The 23,082-nt window shown below is 72.8% G+C and carries 21 protein-coding genes; 15 read left to right on the top strand and 6 right to left on the bottom strand.

The features are described from left to right. Positions 1–116: 116 nt before the first annotated feature. The 10 genes from OHT51_RS09755 (at position 117) to OHT51_RS09710 (ending at position 11,653) form a co-directional block, all read left to right on the top strand. Positions 117–1,373, top strand: a complete 1,257-nt coding sequence (locus OHT51_RS09755; RefSeq protein WP_328884288.1) for an ATP-grasp domain-containing protein — start codon at positions 117–119, stop codon at positions 1,371–1,373. Next, positions 1,370–2,242, top strand: a complete 873-nt coding sequence (locus OHT51_RS09750) for a Rossmann-like domain-containing protein (RefSeq protein WP_328878521.1) — start codon at positions 1,370–1,372, stop codon at positions 2,240–2,242. The genes OHT51_RS09755 and OHT51_RS09750 overlap by 4 nt, the downstream gene beginning before the upstream one ends. Beyond that, positions 2,239–3,324 carry a PLP-dependent cysteine synthase family protein gene (locus tag OHT51_RS09745; protein ID WP_328878520.1) on the top strand — a complete coding sequence of 362 codons (1,086 nt, stop codon included), beginning with the start codon at positions 2,239–2,241 and terminating at the stop codon, positions 3,322–3,324. The genes OHT51_RS09750 and OHT51_RS09745 overlap by 4 nt, the downstream gene beginning before the upstream one ends. Next, entirely contained in the window at positions 3,321–4,358 is a 1,038-nt protein-coding gene (locus OHT51_RS09740) for a dipeptide epimerase (RefSeq protein WP_328878519.1), read from the top strand. Before OHT51_RS09745 ends, OHT51_RS09740 begins: the two co-directional genes overlap by 4 nt. After that, entirely contained in the window at positions 4,342–5,604 is a 1,263-nt protein-coding gene (locus OHT51_RS09735; protein WP_328878518.1) for an MFS transporter, read from the top strand. Before OHT51_RS09740 ends, OHT51_RS09735 begins: the two co-directional genes overlap by 17 nt. A 152-nt stretch (positions 5,605–5,756) precedes the next feature. Then, complete coding sequence (locus OHT51_RS09730) at positions 5,757–6,755, top strand: class I SAM-dependent DNA methyltransferase (protein WP_443052702.1); 999 nt, start codon at positions 5,757–5,759, stop codon at positions 6,753–6,755. Positions 6,756–6,787: 32 nt separating this feature from the next. Further along, complete coding sequence (locus OHT51_RS09725) at positions 6,788–8,353, top strand: ABC transporter substrate-binding protein (RefSeq protein WP_328878517.1); 1,566 nt, start codon at positions 6,788–6,790, stop codon at positions 8,351–8,353. Then, entirely contained in the window at positions 8,350–9,303 is a 954-nt protein-coding gene (locus OHT51_RS09720; RefSeq protein WP_328878516.1) for an ABC transporter permease, read from the top strand. The genes OHT51_RS09725 and OHT51_RS09720 overlap by 4 nt, the downstream gene beginning before the upstream one ends. Then, positions 9,300–10,106, top strand: a complete 807-nt coding sequence (locus OHT51_RS09715) for an ABC transporter permease (protein ID WP_328878515.1) — start codon at positions 9,300–9,302, stop codon at positions 10,104–10,106. Before OHT51_RS09720 ends, OHT51_RS09715 begins: the two co-directional genes overlap by 4 nt. Beyond that, positions 10,103–11,653: an ABC transporter ATP-binding protein gene (locus tag OHT51_RS09710; RefSeq protein ID WP_328878514.1), complete on the top strand. Its 1,551-nt coding sequence runs from the start codon at positions 10,103–10,105 to the stop codon at positions 11,651–11,653. Before OHT51_RS09715 ends, OHT51_RS09710 begins: the two co-directional genes overlap by 4 nt. A gap of 86 nt (positions 11,654–11,739) precedes the next feature. On the opposite strand, the gene OHT51_RS09705 is transcribed toward OHT51_RS09710, so the two are convergent. Both OHT51_RS09705 and OHT51_RS09700 read right to left on the bottom strand, forming a co-directional pair. Next, positions 11,740–12,447 carry a DUF2470 domain-containing protein gene (locus OHT51_RS09705; protein WP_328878513.1) on the bottom strand — a complete coding sequence of 236 codons (708 nt, stop codon included), beginning with the start codon at positions 12,445–12,447 and terminating at the stop codon, positions 11,740–11,742. 64 nt (positions 12,448–12,511) lie between these two features. Then, entirely contained in the window at positions 12,512–13,876 is a 1,365-nt protein-coding gene (locus OHT51_RS09700; protein ID WP_443052447.1) for a hypothetical protein, read from the bottom strand. Positions 13,877–13,989: 113 nt separating this feature from the next. Between OHT51_RS09700 and OHT51_RS09695 the strand changes: the two genes are divergently transcribed. Next, complete coding sequence (locus tag OHT51_RS09695; protein WP_328878512.1) at positions 13,990–15,270, top strand: molybdopterin-dependent oxidoreductase; 1,281 nt, start codon at positions 13,990–13,992, stop codon at positions 15,268–15,270. Then, positions 15,270–15,752 (top strand): hypothetical protein, encoded by a 483-nt coding sequence (locus OHT51_RS09690; protein WP_328878511.1) that lies wholly within the window; start codon positions 15,270–15,272, stop codon positions 15,750–15,752. Before OHT51_RS09695 ends, OHT51_RS09690 begins: the two co-directional genes overlap by 1 nt. Here OHT51_RS09690 and OHT51_RS09685 read toward each other — a convergent pair. Genes OHT51_RS09685 through OHT51_RS09675 form a run of 3 tightly spaced genes read right to left on the bottom strand, consistent with a single transcriptional unit; the run spans position 15,749 to position 18,556 of the window. Next, entirely contained in the window at positions 15,749–16,462 is a 714-nt protein-coding gene (locus OHT51_RS09685) for an FAD:protein FMN transferase (protein WP_328884286.1), read from the bottom strand. The genes OHT51_RS09690 and OHT51_RS09685 overlap by 4 nt on opposite strands. A gap of 23 nt (positions 16,463–16,485) precedes the next feature. Further along, on the bottom strand, positions 16,486–17,199 hold the full coding sequence (locus OHT51_RS09680; RefSeq protein WP_328878510.1) for an FMN-binding protein: 714 nt from the start codon (positions 17,197–17,199) through the stop codon (positions 16,486–16,488). 19 nt (positions 17,200–17,218) lie between these two features. After that, complete coding sequence (locus OHT51_RS09675; RefSeq protein WP_328878509.1) at positions 17,219–18,556, bottom strand: ferredoxin reductase family protein; 1,338 nt, start codon at positions 18,554–18,556, stop codon at positions 17,219–17,221. Positions 18,557–18,708: 152 nt separating this feature from the next. Here OHT51_RS09675 and OHT51_RS09670 point away from each other — a divergent pair, with 152 nt between their 5' ends. Genes OHT51_RS09670 through OHT51_RS09660 form a run of 3 tightly spaced genes read left to right on the top strand, consistent with a single transcriptional unit; the run spans position 18,709 to position 21,936 of the window. Further along, complete coding sequence (locus tag OHT51_RS09670; RefSeq protein WP_328878508.1) at positions 18,709–19,407, top strand: response regulator transcription factor; 699 nt, start codon at positions 18,709–18,711, stop codon at positions 19,405–19,407. Next, positions 19,404–20,873: a sensor histidine kinase gene (locus OHT51_RS09665; protein WP_328878507.1), complete on the top strand. Its 1,470-nt coding sequence runs from the start codon at positions 19,404–19,406 to the stop codon at positions 20,871–20,873. Before OHT51_RS09670 ends, OHT51_RS09665 begins: the two co-directional genes overlap by 4 nt. A 52-nt stretch (positions 20,874–20,925) precedes the next feature. Continuing rightward, the gene (locus tag OHT51_RS09660; RefSeq protein WP_328878506.1) at positions 20,926–21,936 is read left to right on the top strand and encodes an NAD-dependent epimerase/dehydratase family protein; all 1,011 of its coding nucleotides are present in this window, start codon (positions 20,926–20,928) and stop codon (positions 21,934–21,936) included. Between the two features lie 31 nt (positions 21,937–21,967). Here OHT51_RS09660 and OHT51_RS09655 read toward each other — a convergent pair whose 3' ends face one another. Beyond that, complete coding sequence (locus tag OHT51_RS09655; RefSeq protein ID WP_328878505.1) at positions 21,968–23,080, bottom strand: sensor histidine kinase; 1,113 nt, start codon at positions 23,078–23,080, stop codon at positions 21,968–21,970. Between the last annotated feature and the right edge of the window lie 2 nt (positions 23,081–23,082).

Raw genomic sequence — 23,082 nt, 5'->3', positions numbered from 1 at the left:
GGTGGCAAATGAAAATGATTATCGATAGCGTGTGTCAGTCAAGTCCGGCACCCCTCCCGCCGAGGGGCCCTCCGGGCTGCCCTGCCGTCCGAACTCACGTCATGAAAAGGGGAGTTGTGGCTCATCTGCTGGTGGTCGAGAGCTGGGTCGGATCGATGAGCAGACTGCTGCCGCGCGCCATCCGCGAGGGCGGGCACGAGTTCACGTTCCTCACCCGTGACCTGCATCACTACCTGCGCTCGGCGCCCGAGGGGGCGGCGCATCCGCTGCTCGGCGCGCGCAATGTGATCACGACCGACACCAATGACCTCGACGCCCTGCTGCCCGAGGTGGAGCGGCTGCACTCGGTGCTGGGCTTCGACGGGGTGGTCACCTCCTGCGACTACTACCTGCCGACGGTGGCGCGGATCGCCGGGCGCCTCGGTCTGCCCGGCCCCGGCCCCGAGGCGGTGGAGAACGCCTGCCGCAAGGACGCCACCCGTCGGGTCCTCGCCGACGCGGGCCTGCCCGGACCGCGCTTCGCCGTGCACGAGGAGTGGGCCGACCTCGCGCGGGCCGCGCAGGAGATCGGCTACCCGCTGGTCGTCAAGCCGGTCGACCTGTGCGCGGGCATGTTCGTGCGTCGCGTGGACGACGAGGGTCAACTGGCCGAAGCGGTAAGAGCATTGAGCGCCTTCCCGGTCAACGCCCGGGGGCAGCGGCGCACCCCCGCCGTTCTCCTCGAAGAGCTCCTCGACGGCCCCGAGGTGAGCGTCGAGACCGTGTCGTACGCGGGCGCCGTGCACATGGTCGGCGTCACCGACAAGAGCATCGGCGCAGCGCCCGCCTTCGTCGAGACCGGCCACATGTTCCCCGCCGCTCTGTCGCTCGCCGACATCGAGGCCGCCGAACAGACCACGCTCGGTGCGCTCAAGGCGCTCGGGCTGACGGACGGGGTCGTGGCGCACACCGAGATCAAGCTGACCTCGGTCGGGCCGCGCGTGGTCGAGGTCAACCCCCGGCCCGCCGGCAACCGCATCACCGAGCTCGTCCGCCACGTCACCGGCATCGACCTCGCCGCCGCCTGCGTGGACGTCGCCCTCGGCCGCAGGCCCGACCTCAGGCGCACGGACACCGGGCTGCGCAGCGCCGCCATCGGCTTCCTCGTCCCCGAGCGCGCGGGCACGCTTGAGGCGCTCGACGGACATCAACTGACCGACCTGCCAGGCGTGTTGGAGGTTCAGCTCGCCGAGCCCGGCAAGGTGGTCAAGGCGGCCGGCAGCAACAACGAGTACCTGGGTCACGTCATGACCGGCGACCCCGACGGGCCCGGCGCCCGCGACCGCGTCGAAGGCCTGCTGGCCGGGCTGCGCGCGGGGCTGGTGATCCGGTGACCACCGTCAACGCCTCGCCGGCGGCGCTGAGCCGGACGTACGACGACCTGGTCGCCCGCGTCCGCGCGGGCGGCCTGGGCCCCGACCCCCGCACGCAGCGGATCGCCGTCGCCTTCACCACCCGGCAGGCCGTACGGCACGACGGGCGCGGTACCGGCTACCGCAACGAGGTGCTCAGCCTCCGGCTCGCCGAGGCCGTCGGGTCATGCGCGGTCGAACCGGGGGAGCTGCCGGACGGCGCGCTCGACGACTGCGTCGGTGCCGACGTGGCACGGCTCCTCGATCATCCGGTGCCTGCCGTGCGGGTGGCCGCCCTCGACGCCTACCTGATGCACCTCACCCCGCACACCCCGGACCACGGGGCGCGGCCCGTCGCCCTGCCCGCCGGGTCGTCGCTGGAGAAGTCCACCGCGCGGGCCAGGGCCGTGGTAGAGCTGCTCGACCTGCCGCCCGGGAGCACCGTGCTGGTGGTCGGCGTCGTCAACTCCCTGCTGGAGGCGCTGCGTTCGCGCGGTCTCGGCTATGTCCCGTGCGACCTCAAGGGCGGCGCCACGGAGTGGGGCGAGCCGGTCGTCGCGGACGCGCTCACCGCGGCTGCGGGCTGCGACGCGCTGCTGGTGTCCGGGATGACCCTGGGCAACGGCACCTTCGAACCGCTGCGGCAGCACGCGCTGCGGCACGGCAAGCAGCTGGTGATGTTCGCGCAGACCGGCAGTGCGGTGCTGCCCCGCTTCCTGGGGCACGGCGTGAGCGCGGTGTGCGCGGAGCCGTACCCGTTCTTCTGGCTCGACGGCGGCCCCGGAATCGTCCATCGGTACAGGTCCGCCGACGTCGACGATCGCCACAGCTGTCCCGGCGGTGAGCGATGACCCCGACCACCGCCACCGCCGTACGTCCCACCGCCCGCCCCGAGTTGCTCGCCCTGCTCGGCCGTACGCCCGTCGTCCGGGTCGGCGCCGAGCTGCCGCACGCCCACCCCGGCTTCTGGGCCAAGCTCGAAGGGCTCGCGGCGGGCGGCATGAAGGCGAGGGCCGCCGTGTCGATGCTGCTCGGTGCGCGAGAGCGCGGCGAACTGCGGCCCGGTGCCCCGGTGGTGGAATCCACCTCGGGCACGCTCGGCATCGGGCTCGCCTTCGCGGGGCAGGCGCTCGGCCATCCCGTCGTCCTGGTCGGCGACAGCGAACTGGAGCCGTCCATGCGGCAGTTGCTGCGCGCACACGGCGTCCGTCTGGAGATCGTCGACCGCCCCGCACCGCAGGGCGGCTGGCAGGCGGCTCGCCTCGGCCGACTGCGTGAACTGCTCGCCGAACTCCCCGGCGCCTACTGGCCCGACCAGTACAACAACCCCGACAACACAGCCGGTTACGCCTCCCTGGCCGCGGAGCTCTCCGCCCAGCTCGACCACCTCGACATCCTGGTGTGCAGCGTCGGCACGGGCGGCCACAGCGCCGGCATCATCGGCCCGCTGCGCCGGCACTGGCCCGCCCTGCGGCTCATCGGCGTCGACGCCACCGGCTCCACGATCTTCGGCCAGCCCGCCCGGCCCCGCCTGATGCGCGGACTCGGCAGCAGCATCCACCCGCGCAACGTCGCCTACGACGCCTTCGACGAGGTCCACTGGATCGGCCCCGCCGAGGCCGTGGACAGCTGCCGCAGGCTCGCCCGGGGCAGCTTCGTCAGCGGTGGCTGGAGCACCGGCGCCGTCGCGCGGGTCGCCGCCTGGGCGGCCTGCGTGCACCCGGGGGCGGTCGTCGCCACCGTGTTCCCCGACGGGCCGCACCGCTACCTCGGCACCGTCTACGACGACGACTTCATCGCCGCCCACGGCCTCGACCTCGCCGGCGCCGCCACCCGGCCCGTGGAGATACCGCACCCGTACGCCGCCGAGGCGAGCGGATGGATGCGGTGCGCCCGAGTGGCCGATCCGCTCTCTCTCGGAAGGACACAGTGAAGATTCACCTGCGCACCGTACGGCTCGAACTCGCCGAGCCGCTGCGCATCTCCCGCTCCACCATGACCGCCCGCGACGCCGTGTGGCTGGGCGTCGAGCACGAAGGAGTGACCGGCCACGGCGAGGCCGTCAGCAGCGTGTACTACGGGCTGGACGCCGACACGCTCGTACGGCTCATCTCAGCCGTCCCGCTGGAACGGTTCGCCGATCCCGAGAGCGCCCTGCGGGCCCTGCCCTCCGATGGCGTACCTGCTGCCGTCACGGCTGCCGTCGAGTCCGCCCTGCTGGATCTCATGGGCAAGCGGGACGGTGTGCCCGTCCACCGTCTCGTGGGCACCCCGACGTCGTCCCGCGTCCCCACCGCACGCACCATCGGTATCACCTCGCTCGCGCATGCCGCGGCCGAGGCCCGGCGTCTTGCCGCGAGCGGATTCGAGATCCTCAAGGTGAAGGCGGGCTCGTCCGATTCCGAGGACGACGTGGAGCGTGTGCGGGTCATCCGTGACGCGGCCCCCCAAGTGCGGCTGCTGCTGGACCCGAACGGGGCCTGGAGCGTGGCGGAGGCCGAGCGGTTGCTGCCCCGGTTCGCCGCGCTCGGGGTCGAGGCCGTCGAGCAGCCTCTGACGCCCGGCGACCCGGACGCGCTCGGCGCCCTCGCCGAGAAGTCGCCGCTGCCCGTCATCGCCGACGAGGACGCCGTGTCACTGGCCGACGTCCGGCGACTGGCCGGGCGCGTCCAGGGTGTCAACGTCAAGCTCGCCAAGTGCGGGGGCGTCCACGCGGCCCTGCGGATCGCCGAGGCGATCGAGGGCAGTGGCACCGACCTGATGCTCGGCTGCCTCACCGCCAGCACCCTCGGCCTGGCACCCGCCGTCCACCTGGCCGACCGCGCCCGCTGGACCGACCTCGACGGACATCTGCTGCTCGCCCACGACCCGTGGCACGGGATCGGCGGCGCGGACGGCTTCGTACAGGCGAGTAACCGTCCCGGTCTGGGAGTCGAGGAGGTGGCGGCCCATGAAGACGTGGCATGAGATGCGGCGCTTCCCGCTCGCCGTGCAGCTGCTCCTCGTCAACCAGCTCGGCGTCAACGTCGGCTTCTACCTCCTCATCCCGTACCTCGCCACGCACCTCGGCCAGAACCTGGGCATGTCGGCGGCCGTCGTCGGTGTCGTGCTCGGCGTGCGCAACCTCAGCCAGCAGGGCCTGTTCATCATCGGCGGCTCGGCAGCGGACCGGCTGGGGGCGCGGGGCGTCATCATCGCCGGGTGCGCCCTGCGGACCGTCGGGTTCGCGTTGTTCGCGCTGGGGGACGGGCTGCCCGTGCTGCTCGCCGCGTCCGTGCTCAGCGGGCTCGCGGGGGCCCTGTTCAACCCGGCCGTGCGGGCCTATCTCGCACAGGAGGCGGGAGAGCGGAAGGCGGAGGCGTTCGCGCTGTTCAACGTCTTCGCGACGACGGGCGCCTTGATAGGCCCGCTGCTGGGCAGCGCCCTGCTCCTCGTCGACTTCCGTACGTCCGCGCTGACCGCCGCCGGGATCTTCGCGGTGCTCACGCTCGCCCAGGCCCTCGTCCTGCCGGCGCGCAAGGTCGAGCCCAGCGGGAGCGGTGTCCTCGGGGACTGGCGCGAGGTACTCGGCAACCGGGCCTTCCTGGCCTTCGCCCTCGCCATGGTCGGCATGTTCACCCTGGAGAACCAGCTCTACCTGCTGCTGCCCGACGGGGCCCGCGAGGCCACCGGCTGGGACGGCGCCGCGGGCATCGTCTTCCTCGTCGGCACGGTGGCGAACCTGGCGCTCCAGCTGAGAATCACGCGCAGCCTCAAGTCCCGTGGCAGCAGGGCGGGCTGGATAGCCGTCGGCCTCGCGGTGATGGGCCTGGCCTTCCTGCCGCCGGCCCTGGTGGCGGGCACGGGATCCGCCGGGTGGCTCGACGCGATACCCGTGCTGCTCGGCGCCCTCCTGCTCTACCTCGGCGTCATGGCCGCCTCGCCCTTCGTGATGGAGCTGATCCCGCGCTTCGGCCGCCCCGAACTGACCGGCACGTACTTCGGCATCTTCTACGTCGTCTCCGGCATTGCCGCGGCCGTGGGCAATGCCGTCGTCGGCTGGGCCATGGACGCGGGGGAGAGCGGCGGCCGTGCGTGGCTGCCCTGGGTGTGCTGTGCGCTCTTCGGGCTGGTCTCGGCGGGCGGGGTGGCGTGGCTGCAGCGGCGCGGGGCCCTGCCGGCGAATCCCGCGGCGGCGGCTCCGGTGCGGGACGAAGAGAGGAGCAACGCGTGAGCGCGGCGCGGGGAGTTGGCCAGGGGCGGCGTGGGCCGGGCAGAGCAGACGTGGAGCGGCGCGCGGGCGGCCGGGGGCAGGGTGCTGCTGCCGGTGAGCCGGGCGGCCGGCAGCCCGGCGTGGCCGTCGCGGCGGCGGGCGAGCGGGCCGGTGTGGGCCAGGGAGCCGTTTCCGAGCGGGTCGGCCTGGACGGACGTGTGGCTGCCGCGGCAGCAGGCGAAGGCTGCGACTCTGGCGGCCGCGACGCGGGCGCGCACGGTGCCCCCGTTCCCGGCGGCCGACCGCACGGCCAGGGCACCCCCGCCCCCGACGACCCGGCCGACAACCGCAACCTCCTCACCGACAACCCCGCCCTCTACGAGGCCCGGTTCCCCGATGCCGACCGGCTCGCCGGGCGTTGGGCCGAGAACTGCCTGCGCCGCCACGGTGCCGGACCGCGGGTGCTCGACATGGGCTGTGGCACCGGGCGGGACGCCGCCCACCTGCACTCCGCCGGCCGTACGGTGACCGGCGCCGATCTCTCCGAGGCGATGCTGGCGTACGCCAGGGGCCGGCATCCGGGACCGGCCTACGTAGAGGCCGACCTGCACGGGTTCGACCTGGGCCGGGCCGCCTTCGACGCGGTCGTCTGTCTGGACAGCTCCCTGCTGTACTGCCACACCAACGACCAGTTGGACGGCTTCCTCGCCTCCTGCCGTCACGCCCTCGCGCCGGGCGGGCTGCTGGTCGCGGAGATGCGTAACGGCGCCTATTTCCTGGGCCGTACGGACCTCCTCGACGCCCCGTCCCTCAACGCGTTCACCTGGCAGGGCGCCGCCTATCGGTCGACCACCACCCTGACCGTCGACCGCACGGAGCAACTCCTGCGCCGTACCCGCATATGGACCGTCGTCGACGGCGGAGACGGCGGTGACGGCGGAGACGGCGGTGACGGCGGAGACGTAGCGCCCGTCGCACAGCACTCCGCATGGCGACTGCTGTTCCCGCACGAGCTACGCCACTTCCTCGCCGCGCACGGCTTCGAGGTGCTCGAACTGCACGACGGCCCCGGCCCGCGCACCGAACCTCCGTGGCAGGACGGCCAGTTGCCGGGCACCGCCACGGACGCGGACCGGCTGCACGTCGTCGCGCGCCGCCGGCACACCCTCTGACACGCACCATCTGCAACGAAGGACACACAGACATGCACGACGAACGCTTCCCCGGTCTGCGCCGCCGCGGCTTCCTCGCCGCCACCTCAGGCGCCGCCGCCCTCGCCCTCGTCGGCTGCTCGGGCGGCACGGACGACAAGGCGGCAGGCGCCTCCGGCACCCCGAAGCGCGGCGGACGGCTGCGCGCCGCGTTCGCCGGGGGCGGTGCGAGCGAGACCCTCGACCCGCACCTGGGCAATCTCTTCGCAGACGTGGCCCGATCCAAGGCCCTCTTCGACAAGCTCGCCGACTACGGCGCCGACCTCTCCGCCCGGCCCCGCCTCGCCGAGAAGTGGGAGTCCAACAAGACCCTCGACCGCTGGCAGGTCACCCTCCGCGAGGCCACCTTCCACGACGGCAGCCCCGTCACCGCCAAGGACGTCCTCTACAGCTACCGCCGAATCGCCGACCCCAAGCAGGCGTTCCGGGCCAAAGCGTCCCTGGAGCCCATCGACCTCGACGCCAGCCGGGCGACCGGCACGCGGAGCATCGAGTTCGTGCTCAAGCGCCCCACCGCCGAGTTCCCCAACGTCCTGGCCGCGTTCGGCGCGTACATCGTCCCCGAGAACGCCACCGAGTTCGACGACAAGCCGATCGGATCGGGCCCCTTCCGGTTCGTTTCCTTCGCGCCGGGCCGCTCGGCCGTGTTCCGCCGCAACGACGCCTACTGGGACGGCGCCCCGCTCCTCGACGAGATCGAGTTCGTCGTCGCCAACGAGGAGTCCGCCCGGGTCAACGCCCTCCTCGGCGGCCAGGTCGAGTACGCGCACGAACTCAACCCGACCACCGCCCGCGCCCACGAGAGCGGCGGCCAGATCGAGATCGTGCGGTTGCGCAACAGCGCCATGCAGGCCTTCTGCATGAAGACCGACCGGGCGCCCTTCGACGACAAGCGGGTCCGTGAGGCGTTCTTCCTGATCGCCGACCGTCGGGAACTCGTCGACGGCGCCCTGTCCGGCGCGGGCGAGATCGGCAACGACCTGTTCGGCAAGGGATACGAGTACTACGCCGCCGATCTGCCGCAGCGCACCCAGGATCTCGACAGGGCGCGCTCCCTGCTCAAGCAGGCCGGCGCCGAGAAGCTCAAGGTCAGCCTGGACACGTCGGCCGTCGCCGCGGGGTTCACCGAGGCGGCCGGCATCTTCCGCGACCAGGCCGCGAAGGCGGGCGTCACGATCGACGTCAGGATGGGCAGCAAGGACTCGTACTGGAGCGACATCCTCGACGGCGGCACCCTGTGCTGCTACCGCTCCGGCGCCATGCCCATCGAGTCCCACATCTCCCAGCGGCTGCTCACCGACTCCACCACCAACGCCACCAAGTGGCAGCACAAGGATTTCGACGGCCTCTATCAGCAGGCCCAGTCCATCCGCGACAAGGCTGAGCGTGCGGCCGTGTACGAGCGTATGCAGCGCCGTCTGTACGCCGAGGGCGGCTTTCTCATCTGGGGCTTCGCCGACTGGATCATCGGAACCGCCCGCACGGTGAAGGGAGTTGAGACCAAGGCCCCCGCCAACACCCTCGACTGGGCCCGCTTCGACAAGGTGTGGCTCGCGTGAGCGGACTTCGCTCCTTCGTCGCCCGGCGGCTGCTGCTCGGCGCCGCGCAGACCCTGGCCGTCGTGCTGCTGGTCTTCGCGCTCACCGAGGCGCTGCCGGGCGACGCGGCCGTCACCCTGGCGGGCGACCAGCCCGACCCCGCGCGCATCGCCGCGATCCGTGAGGCGCTGGACCTGGACCAGCCGGCGTACGAGCGGTTCGCCGAGTGGGCGACGGGCCTGGTGCACGGCGACCTCGGGACCTCCCTGACCTCCGGCCGCCCGGTCACCAGATACATCGCCGAAGGCTTCGGCCCGACCCTGCTGCTGGCCGCGCTCACGCTGACGCTCCTCGTCCCGCTCGGCTTCGGCCTCGGCGTGCTCGCCGCCCGCCACGAGGGACGGCTCGCCGACCGGCTGGTCAGCTCGGTGACACTGGCCGTGTACGCGGTACCCGAGTTCGCCCTCGGGGTCCTGCTGGTGACGGTCCTCGCCCTCAAGCTGGCATGGCTGCCGCCGACGGCCGTCGGCTACGGCACCGACCTGCTCGCCCATCCGGCGGCGCTGGTACTGCCGGTACTGGTCCTGCTGTCCCGCCCGGTGTGCTCCCTGTCCCGCCTGGTCCGGGCCGGCATGGTCGACGCCCTCGCCGCCCCCTACGCCGTCCACGCCCGCCGCTACGGCGTCCCCGGCGCCCGAGTCCGCTATGCCCACGCCCTGCCGAACGCCCTCGCCCCGGCCGTGCAGCAACTCGCCCGCACCGTCGACTGGTTGCTGTGCGGGGTGATCGTGGTGGAGGCCCTCTTCGTGATCCCGGGCCTGGGCACGGTCCTGCTCAATGCCGTGGCCGAACGGGACGTGCCCGTGGTGCAGGGACTGGCCGTGGTGTTCGGCGTGCTCACGGTCGTGCTCAACCTCGGTGCCGACCTCGTGGCCCACCGGCTCACGCCCCGCGCGGGGGTGACCGCATGACAATGCCCATCGGTCGCCGTCGCCGTTTCGCGCTCGGCCTCGCCGTCGTCGCCGTCCCCCTCCTCCTGGCCCTCCTCGGACCGCTGCTGGCCGGTGACCCAGGCCCCCGCGCCACCTCCTTCACCCTCGGCGACGGCCACTGGCTCGGTACCGACTTCGTGGGCCGTGACGTCGGGCGGCAAGTCCTGCTGGGCGGCCGTACGGTCGTCCTCACCGCACTGGCCGCGACCGCGCTCGCCTACCTCGTCGCCGTCCCGGTCGCGCTCATCAGCGCCCTCACCCGCCTGCGAGGGCTGGAGGAACTGCTGATGCGGCCGCTGGACGTGCTGCTCGCCGTGCCGTCGCTGCTGCTGATCCTGCTCGTGGCCTCCGTGCTGTCGCCGGGAGCGACCGGGCTCGCGCTGCTCGTGGCGCTGGTGAACGTGCCCGACGCGGCCCGGATCGTGCGGGCGGCGGCGGGGGAGGCGGCCGCGCGCCCCGCTGTGGAGGCGCTGCGCATGCAGGGGGAGACCTGGTGGCGGATCGCTGTCGGCTACGTCGGCCGTTCGGCGCTGCGCACGCTCGCCGCCGACGCCGGGATCCGGCTGACCGGCGTGCTGTACCTGGTGTCGACGGCCGCGTTCCTGGGTGTCGGGGTTGCGCCGGACGCCGCCGACTGGGCGGTGATGGTCGACCGCAACCGCACCGGCCTGCTGGTGCAGCCCTGGGCCGTGGTGGTGCCCGCACTGCTGATCGTGGCGCTGACGACAGGCACCAACCTGCTCTTCGACGCCGCGCTGGAGAAGAAGGGACGACGCCGGTGAGCCGGACAACTGATACTGCCGTCGCGGAGATCCGCGGCCTGCGCGTCGAGATCGACGGCGGCGCGATCGTCGACGGGGTCGATGTCAGGGTGCGCGCGGGGAAGGTGACCGCCCTGGTCGGCGCCTCCGGCAGCGGGAAGACCACCACCGGCCTGGCCCTGCTGGGCGAGTACCCGCCCGGCGCCCGCGTTACGGGCGAGGTGCGGCGGGCGGGCGAGGGGCCGGTGGGCTACGTCCCTCAGCATCCCGCCGCCGTACTCAATCCGGCCCGTCGCATCGGCGCCCTCCTCGGCGACCTGGCTCGCCCTCAGGTCCGCCATCTGCGCCGGGCGGAACGCCGTACGGCAGCCCGCGCACTGGTCCTGCGTGCCCTGTCCGACGCCCAACTCCCGGACGCCGAAGCTCTGCTGCGCCGCTACCCGCACCAGCTCTCCGGCGGCCAGCAGCAGCGTGTCGTCCTCGCACAGGCCCTGCTGCTCGGGGCCCGCGTGATCGTCGCCGACGAACCCACCACCGGCCAGGACGCGTTGACCAAGAGCCGGATCGTCGAGCAGTTGGCGGCGGTCGCGGCGCGCGGCATCGCGGTCGTGCTGCTCAGCCACGACCTCGACGTGGTGCGCGCCCTCGCCGACGAGGTCCTCGTCCTGCGCGCGGGCCGGGTCGTCGAGTCGGGCCCTCCCGAACGGCTGTGGACGGCGCCCCGGCACGAGTGGACCCGCCGCCTGCTCGACGAACGGCGCGCGATCCCGCCCGACGGGCCAAGCGATGACCCAGGCCGATCGGTCCTGGAAGTACGGGACTTGACCGCCGTACACGATCGCCGAACCGTCGTCCTGCGCGCCCCGCGCCTCGCCCTCCACACCGGCGAGTGCCTCGCCGTGGTAGGCCGTTCCGGCAGCGGCAAGACCACACTCGCCCGCTGCCTCGCGGGTCTGCACCGTGAGCACGACGGCGAGATCCTGCTCGACGGCACGCCGCTCCCGCGCAGCCTGCGGCACCGCACCCGTGCCCAACTCGCCGCCCTGCAGTACGTCTTCCAGGACGCCCGCGCCGCCTTCGACGAGTACCGGCCCGTGCTGTACCAGGTGGCGCGTACAGCGGTACGCCTGCGGGGCGCCGACGAACGGACGGCGACGGAGGAGGCGTCGGCCACCCTGGACCGCCTCGGCCTGCCGGACGACCTGGCCCTGCGTCGCCCCGGCGAACTCTCCGGCGGGGAACTCCAGCGCGCCGCCCTGGCCCGGGCCCTGCTGGCCCGCCCGCGGGTGCTGATCTGCGACGAGGTCACCTCCGGACTCGACACGGTCACCCGGCGGGGCATCCTCGACGTCCTCGCGGGCCTGGTGGGAGGGGACGACGGCATGTCCCTCGTCCTCATCACCCACGACCTGGACACCGCACGTCTGGCTCACCGCATCGCCGTACTGGACGCGGGCGAACTGGTCGAACAGGGTTCGGCGCAGCGGATTCTGTCGGAGCCCCGGCATCCGTTCACGCTCTCGCTCATGCGGACGACGGAGCGGCTGGAGTCGGGGAGCCTGCTGTGAGAGCCGGCCTCCGGGCACCTTCGCGGAGGAGACGGGAAGGCCTCCGCGAGCGGCCCGGAAGCCGGCAGTAGGGGGCGTGCCCGCGCCTACGACCGGGTCGGCAGGCGCCGCCCGCGCGGCCGGGCGGTGGCCCGGGCGAGCAGCGTGTGGATCTGACGCACCGCGTCTCCCGGGTGGGTGGCCGGGGTGGTGAAGGGCAGGCGGACGTCGTGGTGGGAGTCCGCTGTCTCCAGCCGGAGCACCAGGCCGTGCCGGTCGAGCCGCAGTGGCCGTACGCCGGCCGCGCCGAGTTGCTCCCGGGCCGGCAGCAGCCGGGCGAGCGGGGCGACGGTGTCGGCGTGGGCCGCGTCCAGCCGGCCCAGCATCTCCGCCTCGTGCGTGGCCAGCGGGTCGGGGGAGGCGAGCGTCAGCTCGTCCAGGCCGATGAGGGTCGTGCCGTCGTCCTCGGTGAGCACGGCCCGGGCCGGATGGAACACCAGGGTCTTCGGGCCGAGCGCGCTGAGCCAGCCGCCCAGCGTCAGCCGGGAGCGCACCCGTTCGCGCACGGCGACGGCGGCGACGTCGGTGAACTCCACCAGGGCGGCCAGATCGCCGTGCGGCGCCACGGCCAGCTCGGCGGCCAGGTGGCCGTCCGGCGGGCTGTGCAGGAGCAGCCGCGCGGCGGCGTCGACGGTGTGCAGGCCGATCAGTTCGATGCGGTGGCCCTGCGTGGTGACGGTCAGCGAGCCGGCCGCTGCCAGCACCGAGCGGGCACGCTCGGCGGGCGTCGGCTCAGGGCAGGTGGCAGCAGACATGGGAACCTTTCGAGCCGGTTGGCTACCTACTTAGGTAAGCCTAACCTACCTTGGGTTTGGGTGGTCACCAACCCGTCAGCAGCAGGTGGTTGACGAGCAGTGCGAGCACCGCCTGCGCCGCGAGCCAGGCCCGCGGCCCGTTCAGGAAGGCGCAGGCCGGCAGCAGCCACAGCGCGAACGGCAGCCAGATCCGCTCCGTCTCCGCCTTGCTCATCCCGGACAGGTCGGCGGCCAGCAGCGCGACGAGGGCGCCCAGCACCAGCACGCCGAGGCGGAACGCGGCCGTCCCCCTCTGCCGGATCACCACCACCCCGGTCCGCCGCAGCCCCGCCGCCGTCGCGAGACCCACCACCAGCACCTGGCAGGCGAGGTTGGCCCACACCCAGTAGGCCTGCGGCCGGGTGCCGCCGGCGCCCTGGTGGTAGCGGGTGACCAGCAGGTCGTACGCCTCCCACCAGTAGAAGCCCAGCGCGGTGAACACCACCGGGACCACCACGAACCCGGCGAGCGCGAAGGGCAGCGGACGGACGCGCTCGGAGCCCAGGAACAGCACCGCCGCCGCGATCACGACGAAGAGCGTCAGGCCGTACGACAGATAGACCGCCAGGCCGAACAGAAGACCCGAGGCCAGGCCGGTCCAGCGCGGCCGACGCCCCGTCACCGCCAGCGCGAGCAACGCCACCGCCCAGGCCGCGACGGCCGCGAAGTAGCCGTCGGCGGAGGTGCCCATCCACACCGCGCCCGGCGCCAGCACCACGAAGGGCGCGGCGCGGCGGGCGAGCTTCTCGTCGGCGAGGGTGCGCACGGTGACGAGGATGCCGAGGGCGGCCGTGGCCCCGACGGTGATGCACCAGACCCCTGCCCACGCGCCGCCGCCCAGGCCGATCCGGTCCAGCTCGACGAAGGTGAGGGTGGCCGCCGGAGGATGCCCGGCGATGTGCGCGGGCCAGTGGTCCGGTGTGCCGAGCAGGATGTGCTGCGTGAAGTCCCGCAGCGTCGCGGGGATGTCCTGGAAGCGGTCGACGACCTGGAGATACTCGTACCGGGTCGTCAGCCGGCGGGCGATGCCGCGCTGCCAGCCGTCGACGAGCGCGAGTGAGAAGGTCCAGGCCATGCCCGCACCCCAGACGGTGAGCAGCAGGCGGCGCCAGGGCAGCCGGGCGGCCAGGACCGGGCCGTACGCCACGACCGCGACCCCGACGGCGATCGCGGCCGGGGTGCCCGGACCGACATGCGGGCCCCAGTCCGCCAGCAGCGGCGGCCAGTTGACGAACAAGGTGCCGTCGCGGGCCTCGATCGCGGTGCCGACCAGAGCGGCGACGGCGAACAGGAGCGCGGCGGCCGCAGCCGCGTACAGATCGCGGCGCAGGTCCCTGCCGGCGTCGGGGAGTGCGTCGGGGCGGGTGTCGGGCAGGAGATCGCTGGTCACGTCTGCACGCTAGGACGCATCGGGTGCACCGGACGCGTGACAGGCGCGGACGTCAGCGTTTCGTCATGGTTCACGACCGCCATTGCGGCCCTGGTCAGGCCTACGGTCAGGACATGGCACGGTCTGCGAACTCTCCCCTGACTCCCTTCTCTCCCGCCTTCTGGCGCAGCCCGCTGCGCGGCCCGTGGCTGACCTCGGTCCTCGGCATCGTGCTGCTCGGCGGGATCACGGTGCTGTTCGTGACGGGGCTGGTCTCCTACGCCGCCTACAACCCGAACCTGGCGCCGGTGAACGACAAGACGCCGGACAAGGGGATCCTCGGCTTCTACCTCTTCTCCTGGCCGACCAGCCCGCACTGGCTGTACCGCCTCAACCAGGGCGTCCACGTCACGCTCGGCATCACACTGATCCCCGTGCTCCTGGCCAAGCTGTGGTCGGTCCTGCCGAAGCTCTTCACGCTGCCGCCGGCCCGCTCGCTCGCGCACGCGCTGGAGCGGATCTCGCTGCTGCTCCTGGTCGGGGGCGCGCTGTTCGAGTTCGTGACGGGCGTGCTGAACGTCCAGCTCGACTACCTCTTCCCCGGCTCCTTCTACACCCTGCACTTCTACGGGGCGTGGGTGTTCATCGGCGCGTTCGTCGTGCACGCCGTGCTGAAGGCCCCCACCGCGCTGCGGAACCTGCGCCGCATGCGGGAGGGGAAGGAAGAGGGGACCGGGGAGGGCACGGGGGAGGAGGACAGGGAGCTGATCGCGCCGAGTCCCGCCGCACCGACCGTCTCCAGGCGCGGCGCCCTGTGGTTCGTCGGCGGCGGCTCGCTGCTGCTGTTCGCCACGACCGTCGGACAGAACTTCGACGGCTTCCTGCGCCGGACCGCCCTCCTCGCCCCGCACGGCGGTGCCGAGCCGGGGAGCGGGCCGGGCGGCTTCCAGATCAACAAGACGGCCGCGTACGCGGGGATCCGCGAGGCCGACACGAGCGACGAGGCGTGGCGGCTGGTCGTCGAGGGCCGGGACGGCCGGACGGTCCGCCTCAGCCGTGCCGAGCTGCTCGACATGCCGCTGTACAGCGCGGCGTTGCCCATCGCCTGCGTGGAGGGCTGGTCGACGTCCGACCAGTGGTGGCGGGGCGTACGGCTGCGGGACCTCGCGGCGCTGGTCGGCCACGACCAGGAATCGCCCGACGTCCTGGTGGAGTCGCTCCAGCAGCGCGGCGCCTTCCGGCGGGCCGCCCTGCGGGCCAACCAGGTCGCCGACTCCCGTTCCCTGCTCGCCCTGTTCGTCAACGGCGAGGACCTGACCCCCGACCACGGCTACCCGGCACGGATCATCGTGCCCGCCGCGCCCGGTGTGCTGAACACCAAGTGGGTGGCGCGGCTGACGTTCGGAGACCTGTGATGGACCGACTGACGCGGCGGCCGACGGGCCGGCGGATGAGCCGAGGGACGCGCCGGCCGAGGCTCGCCCTGGGCAGCCCCCTGAAGATCCTCCTCCTCGCCGGCTCGTTCGCGCTCGCCGGATACGCGGGGGTGCGGCTGCTGGACGGGGACTGGTTCGGGATCGTGCTGTGGTTCGTCGGCGCGGCGATCCTGCACGACCTGGTGCTGGCGCCGCTGTACGGGGCGGCGGACCGGGGACTGCTACGGGGTTTCGAGGCCGTCGACCGCCGGAGCTGGATGCCGTACGTCCGCGTCCCGGCCGCCCTGTCCCTGCTGCTCCTGCTGGTGTGGTTCCCGCTGATCACCGGCCGGGTGGCGGACCGCTACGCCGTCGCCACCGGCCTGTCCACGGACGGCTTCCTGGCCCGCTGGCTGCTGATCACCGCCGCGCTCTTCGGCGGCTCGGCGGTGCTGCTCGTGCTGCGGCGGCGCAGGGGTTAGGCCGCCTGCGCCGCCGCCACCGGAAAGCCCTCCGTACGGAAGACCCGCCGCCCGGTGTCCACCGCGAACACCTCGCAGCCCGGCCGTGCGGCGGCCCACTCGACGCCGTCCGTGCCCATCGCGGACGCGGCGGTCGCGACGGTGTCCGCCACGGTCAGGGAGGACGCCACGACGGAGAGGGACAGCAGACCCGTCGCCGCCCGCCCGGTGCGCCCGTCGATGATGTGGTCGCCGCGCTCGTAGCGAGCGGACGTCGCGACGGCGCCGTCCGTGAGCTCGGCGACCGTGCACACCTTGTCGGCCTGCTCGGGGTGCCGTATCCCCACCCGCCAGGGCCCGCCCGCGGCGACCACGTCACCACCGGCGTTCAGTACGAAGCGCCGCGCTCCCGCCGCCCTCAGCAGCTCGGCGGCCCGCTGCACGGACCAGCCCTTCACCACCGCGCACGGATCGAGCCCGCGCCCGGGCAGCCGTACGTCGAAGGCGCCGCCGGTGGCGACCCGGTACTCCTCGCACAGCCCCAGCACCTCGGCTAGGTCCGCGCTGACCTCACCCCGGGCGACCTCCCCGCGGTCCAGCCGGCAGACCTCGCTGTCGGCCTTGAACGGGCTGAACCGGGCGTCGACCTCACGCAGCCACGCGAACACGGCATCGGCCGCCTCCTCGCCGACGTGCCCGTCGTCGACCCGCAGCGAGACCGGGAACCCCATGACGTGTTCGACTCGGTGCACGATCAGCCCTTCGCGTCGATGGCGGCCTGGAGGGACTCCTTGTAGCCGTCGCTGGTGATGGTGGCGCCGGAGACGGTGTCGATGTCCGTGCTCTGGGCTTCGAGGGTCTCGGCGATGAGCTTCGGGACGGCGGCCGTGGTCTGCGGGTGTTTCGGCTGCTGGAGCATCTTCACCGAGGCGATCTCGTCGCCGTCGAAGGTCACCTGCACCTGGACGGGACCCTTGTCGGTGTTCACCGTCGAGCCGTCGACCGTCTGCGACCGCGCGGCGGCGGACGCGGACGCCGACGGGGAGGACGAGGCCGCCGACTTCGCGTTCGCGTCGATGGCGGCCTGGAGGGACTCCTTGTAGCCGTCGCTGGTGATGGTGGCGCCGGAGACGGTGTCGATGTCCGTGCTCTGGGCTTCGAGGGTCTCGGCGATGAGCTTCGGGACGGCGGCCGTGGTCTGCGGGTGATCGGGCTGCTGGAGCATCTTCACGGCCGTGATCCTGGTGCCCTGGAAGGTCACCTGGACCTGCACGGGACCCTTCTCGGTCTGCACGGTCGAGCCCTTGACGACCGTGCTGCCCGAACCCGCGTCCGAGCCGGACGCGGCGGAGGACGACGCCGAGGGCGTCGGGGCCGGCGTGGCGGCGGCGCCGAGCGACGGCTCGTAGCGCCAGACCGGGATCAGGCCCGCGATGCTCAGGACCAGGACAGGTATTGCTCGCTTCACGATGTCTTCCCTGTCCCGCTCAGCCGGCCAGGCTGAATCGCTCGAAGTGGACCTGCTCCTTGGGCACGCCCAGCTCGCGCAGGCTGCCGATCACCGCGTTCATCATGGGCGGCGGGCCGCACAGGAAGACGTCCCGGTCGGTGATGCCGGGGACCAGCCGCTCCAGCTCCGCCGGGGCCAGCCTGTCCGGCGTGACCGGGCCGGTGACCAGGTGCAGCTCGGCGCCCTTGGCGTGGGCGAGTTCCGCCAGCTCGCCGTACAGGACCGCGTCCCGGTCCGAGGCGACCCGGTAGAGCACCACCGCGTGGCCGTGCAGTTCCTCCAGCAGCGCCCGGATCGGGGTGACACCGACGCCGCCCGCGATCAGCACCGCCTCCGGCCGGGTGCGGTGCATCGCGGTGAACGCGCCGTACGGGCCCTCCGCGAACACACGCGTGCCGACCTTGAGGTGCCTCAGGGACGCCGAGCCGTCGCCGGCTGCCTTGGCCGTGAGCCGCAACTGGTTGCCGTCGGGAGCGGCCGACAGGGAGAACGGGTTGGCCTGCCACCAGCGGTCCTTCGTCAGGAACCGCCACAGGAAGAACTGGCCGGCCCGCGCGGGCAGCCGGTCCAGGTCACGGCCGGTGATGTAGACGGAGACGACGTTGTCGGACTCGGGGACCACGGCGGACACCCGGAACTGGTGGCGCCAGTTCCGCCACAGCGGCAGGACCAGCCGGCCGACGAACACCGCGCCGAGCGCCACGCCCCACACCGCGTACCAGTACGCCGTGGCGGCGGACGAGGAGGTGAAGGACGTACCGACCGCGACCTGGTGCGTGAAGGCCAGGACCACCGCCACGTAGGTGTACAGGTGGATGAAGTGCCACGTCTCGTACGCCAGCCGGCGCCGCGCGAACCGGGCCGAGACGACACCGATCACGATGATGATCCCCAGCGCGACGACGGCCCGCAGCACGCCCTCGACCGTCTCGGCCAGGTCGATCAGCTGGTTCACCGGGTCCATGGACGACGACTCGGCGTAGCCGAAGGTGATGAACACGGCGTGTGCGAGGAGGGCCCACAGGACGCTGAAGCCGGTCCAGCGGTGCCAGGAGGTCAGCCGGTCCATGCCGATGCGGCGGTCGAGCCACGGCAGCCGGGCCACAAGCAGCAGCTGGAAGGCCATGAGCAGCGCACCGCACAGGCCGGTGAGGCGGCCGATCACGATGAGCGCGTTGGAGGCGAAGCCGGCGGCGGAGAAGAAGTAGAGCACCACGGCCACGTTCGCGGCCAGCACGGCGTACAGCCCCGTGCGGGCGACGACCCTGGGGCGTATCGCCGTGGGGGGCGCAGGGGGCGATTGGACGGTCGTCACGTGCGACAGCTCCTTGATCTCGTCTGTGGATACCGAGCTTGTCCGGCGGGTGCTGTCGAAAAGCTGTCGTACTTCTTTCAACTCGTTATCGATGTCGTCCCGGGCCCACACCCGGCTCATGGGAACGGCGGCGGGTGCCGCAGTATGAACGGGTGGAGAAAGTACGCCTGCTGGTCGTGGACGACGACCCGCCCATCGCCGACCTCGTCGCGACGGTCGCCCGCTACGAGGGCTGGGACGCGGTCACCGCGAACTCCGGCGAGGAGGCGCTGCGGCTGGCCGCCGAGTTCCACCCGGACATCGTGGTCCTGGACCTGATGCTGCCCGACGTGGACGGCTTCGGCGTCCTGGACCGGCTGCGCGGCGCCGGGAAAATGGTGCCCGTGGTGTTCCTGACGGCCCGCGACGGGGTCGCCGACCGGGTGGCCGGCCTGACCCGCGGCGGCGACGACTACCTGGTCAAACCGTTCGCCGTGGAGGAGCTGATGGCCCGGCTGCGCACCGTGCTGCGGCGCAGCGCCGGACCCGGCTTCCAGCGTTCCGTCCTTCGGGTGGCCGACCTGACGATGGACGAGGACACCCGCGAGGTCCGCCGCGGCGACAAACAGCTCACGCTCACGCCCACCGAGTACGAGGTCCTGCGCTACCTGATGCGCAAGTCGCCGACCGTGCTCACCAAGGCGCAGATCCTCGACCATGTGTGGGAGTACGGCTTCGGCGGCCGCTCGAACGTCGTCGAACTGGTCGTCAGCCGGCTGCGCCGCAAGCTCGACGAGCCCGACGACGGCCGCGGACCGCTGATCCACACCGTGCGCGGCTTCGGATACGTGATCCGGCAGGCGGCGGAGTGATCGGGCGGCTGCGGCGGGCGTACCGCGGGATGCGGCTCGGCACCCGCCTGGCGCTGGGCCTCGGGCTGCTGGCGCTGTTCGTGTTCGGCGTCGTCGGCACGGCCCTGACCACGTACATGAAGGACTACCTGTCGGCCCAGCTCGACACCCAGCTCGCGCAGGGCCAGATCGCCCAGTCCAAGAGCATCGCGGACTACGGCACGCTCTCGGGCAAGAAGTACTACAGCTGGTTCTACGCCGTGTACGACGTGTCGGACGGCAAGCCCGTGCTGCGCCGGCCCGAGGACCCCGCCGACCTGCCGCAGGACGTCGACGACTTCACCTCGCTGGCCACGGCACAGACCGGCGCGCACACGGAGATCCTGCGCACCGAGCATCTGAAGGGCAAGGGCGAGTACCGGCTGCGGGCCTGCGAGGTCGAGCCCGGCGTGGTGCTGGTCAGCGCCGCGCCGATGGAGGACATCGAGGACACCGTGGGCCAGCTGGTCACCATCCAGGCGGTCACCTTCGGGCTCGCGCTGCTGGCCCTCGTGGTGTTCGGACGGGGGATGCTGCGGCGGGGCCTGAAGCCACTGAGCGACATGGCGCACACCGCCCGCGACATCACCTCGCACGACCTCACCGACTCGGCCCAGCTGCCCGTACGGCACGCACGGCGCGGCGGCGGCCCCGAGGTGGAGGAACTGCGCACCGCGTTCAACACCATGCTGGAGCACATCGACGACTCCCTCGCGGTGCGCGCGGAGGCGGAGCAGCGTCTGCGCCGCTTCGTGGCGGACGCCTCGCACGAACTCCGTACGCCTTTGATGTCGGTCCGGGGCTACGCCGACCTCTTCCAGTACGCCGCGGCCAACGCCCCCGAGGAGCGGGAGCGGCACCTGGCCCGGCTGCGTGCCGAGGCCGCCCGCATGGGCTTTCTCCTCGACGACCTGCTGCTGCTCGCCCGCCTGGACGCCGCCGAGGTGGAGACGCCGCTGCGGATGCAGGGCGCGGACCTGGTGGACCTGGTCGAACAGGCGGCGGACGCCTTCCGCGTCACCCACGCCGACCACCCCCTGACCCTCGCCCCCGGCCCCGGCATCCTGAAAGTGCGCCTCGACCCCCAGCGCATCCGTCAGGTGCTGGACAACCTCCTCACCAACGCGGCGATCCACACACCCGCCGGAACGCCGGTGTCCGTCGCGGTCACGGCGGCGGAGGGCGCCGCCGTCGTCCGGATCACCGACGCCGGTCCCGGCATCCCGCCCGCCGACCGGATACGCGTCTTCGACCGCTTCTACCGCGTCGACAAGGCCCGCAGCCGCGACCGGGGCGGCAGCGGACTCGGACTTGCGGTGGCGCAGTCCCTGGTCCAGGCCCACGGGGGCCACATCGAGCTGAGCAGTGAGCCCGGGCAGACGGTGTTCACGGTGACGGTTCCGCTCGTGGTGGACGGGGAGCGGGAGGCAGGTCTTACGGACCCGTGACATGACCGGCGCCGAGCGGCCGAAACGTGCCTCGCCGCCCTAGCGTGATCGTATGCGTGTACTGGTCACCGGCGGTGCCGGTTTCATCGGGTCCCACATCGTCGAGGCGCTCAAGGCGCACGGGCACGAACCCGTCGTGTACGACGTCCGTCCCGACGCCGAGTCGGACGTACGCAACCCCTACGCCGTCCGCCAGGCACTGACCGGCGTCGACGCCGTGTGCCACCAGGCCGCGATGGTCGGCCTCGGCGCCGGTTTCGCCGACGCCACGGAGTACGTCTCCCGCAACGACCTGGGCACGGCCGTACTCCTGACCGCCATGGCCGACGCGGGCGTACGCCGACTGGTGCTGGCCGGATCGATGGTGGTGTACGGCGAGGGGCGCTACGTGTGCGGGCGGCACGGCGTCGTACGCCCCGGCCCGCGCGCCGTGGCCGATCTCGACGCGGGCCGGTTCGAGCCGCCCTGCCCGCAGTGCGGCGCCGACCTCGCCCCCGGGCTGGTCGCGGAGGACGCCCCGGCCGACCCGCGCAACGTGTACGCGACGACGAAGCTCGCCCAGGAACACCTCGCCGCGGCATGGGCACGCGCGACGGACGGCACCGCGGTGTCCCTGCGCTACCACAACGTCTACGGACCGGGCATGCCCCGCGACACCCCCTATGCGGGCGTCGCGTCCTTCTTCCGCTCGGCGCTCGCACGCGACGAGGCGCCCCGCGTCTTCGAGGACGGCCGTCAGCGGCGGGACTTCGTCCACGTCCGGGACGTGGCCGCCGCCAACGTGGCCGCGCTGGAGGCGAGTGCGCAAGCCCTTCCGGGGGGTGCGCTCACGGCGTACAACACCGGCAGCGGCGACCCGCACACCGTCGGCGAGATGGCCCACGCGCTCGCGGAGGCGTACGGCGGTCCCGAGCCGGTTGTGACCGGGGAGTACCGGCTGGGCGACGTACGGCACATCACGGCCGACTCGGCGCGGCTGCGCGCGGAGTTGGGCTGGAAGGCCGAGGTGGGGTTCGCCGACGGGATGCGGGAGTTCGCGGTGGCCGGAATGCGAGGGGCGTAGGCTCCCTCGGACTGGTGGTGCTGCCCGCCTCTCAGGAAGCGGCAGCGGGCAGCACCACCTCGAAGCGGCACCCCCCGGGGACGTTCCGTACCGAGGCTCGTCCCGCGTGCGCCTCCACGATGCCCCGCACGATGGCGAGGCCGAGCCCCGCCCCCGCCGGAGGGGTACGCGCATGCGTGCCGCGCCAGCCGGTGTCGAAGACCCGCGGCAGGTCCTCGTCGGGGATCCCGCCGCAGCCGTCGGTGACGGACAGGACCACGCCGTCGGCCGAGCGTTCGGCGGCGAGGGCGACGGTGCCGTCGGCGGGCGTCCGGCGGATCGCGTTCACCAGCAGATTGCCCAGCACCCGGCTCATCTCCTTGCCGTCCACCTCGACCGGCACCGGTTCGATCCGCTCGCCCACCAGCCGCACGCCGCACTCGCGGGCCAGTGGGTCGGCGCCCGCCAGCGCGTCGCCGACCAGGTCGTACAGGGAGATCCGGCTCGTGCTCAGCGCCAGCGTCCCCGCGTGGATGCGGGACAGTTCGAAGAGGTCGCCCACCATGCCGTTGAGTCGCTCGACCTCCATCCGGATCTGCTTGAGATAGCGGTCGGGATCGACGGCGACCCCGTCCTCCAGCGCCTCCGCCATCGCACGCAGGCCGGCCAGCGGGGTGCGCAGATCGTGGGAGATCCAGGCGACGAGCTCACGCCGGGAGGACTCGAGCGCCCGCTCCCGCTCGCGGGACTCGGCGAGCTTGGCGCTGGTCGCCTCCAACTCGCGGCTCAGCTCGGCGAGTTCGGCGGTGGCGACGCCGTCGGGCGAGGTGAAGTCGCCGCCGTCGCCGAAGGACCGGGCGGCGAGCGCGAGGGCGTGGCTGCGGGCGGCGACCCAGCGGCCGAGCAGCAGGGCGGTGGCCAGGGAGACCACGGCGGCCATCGCGACGACGGTCGTGACGACGCTCAGGTCGTGCCCGTTCAGGAACATCGCCTGGGCGACGGCGAGCGTGCCCGCGAGCATCGCGGTGATACCGACGCCGGCGACCACGGTGAGGTGCACGATGAGCGAGCGGCGCCGGATCAGCACGAGCAGGCACGCGCCGAGCACTCCGGCCGCGGCGGCGCCGAGGAAGGCGAAGAGGGCGATCAGGAGGGTGTCGCGCATGA

This window comes from Streptomyces sp. NBC_00299 (assembly GCF_036173045.1).
GTDB classification, from domain to species: Bacteria; Actinomycetota; Actinomycetes; order Streptomycetales; family Streptomycetaceae; genus Streptomyces; species Streptomyces machairae.
This window is presented reverse-complemented; position numbering and strand designations above follow the sequence as displayed.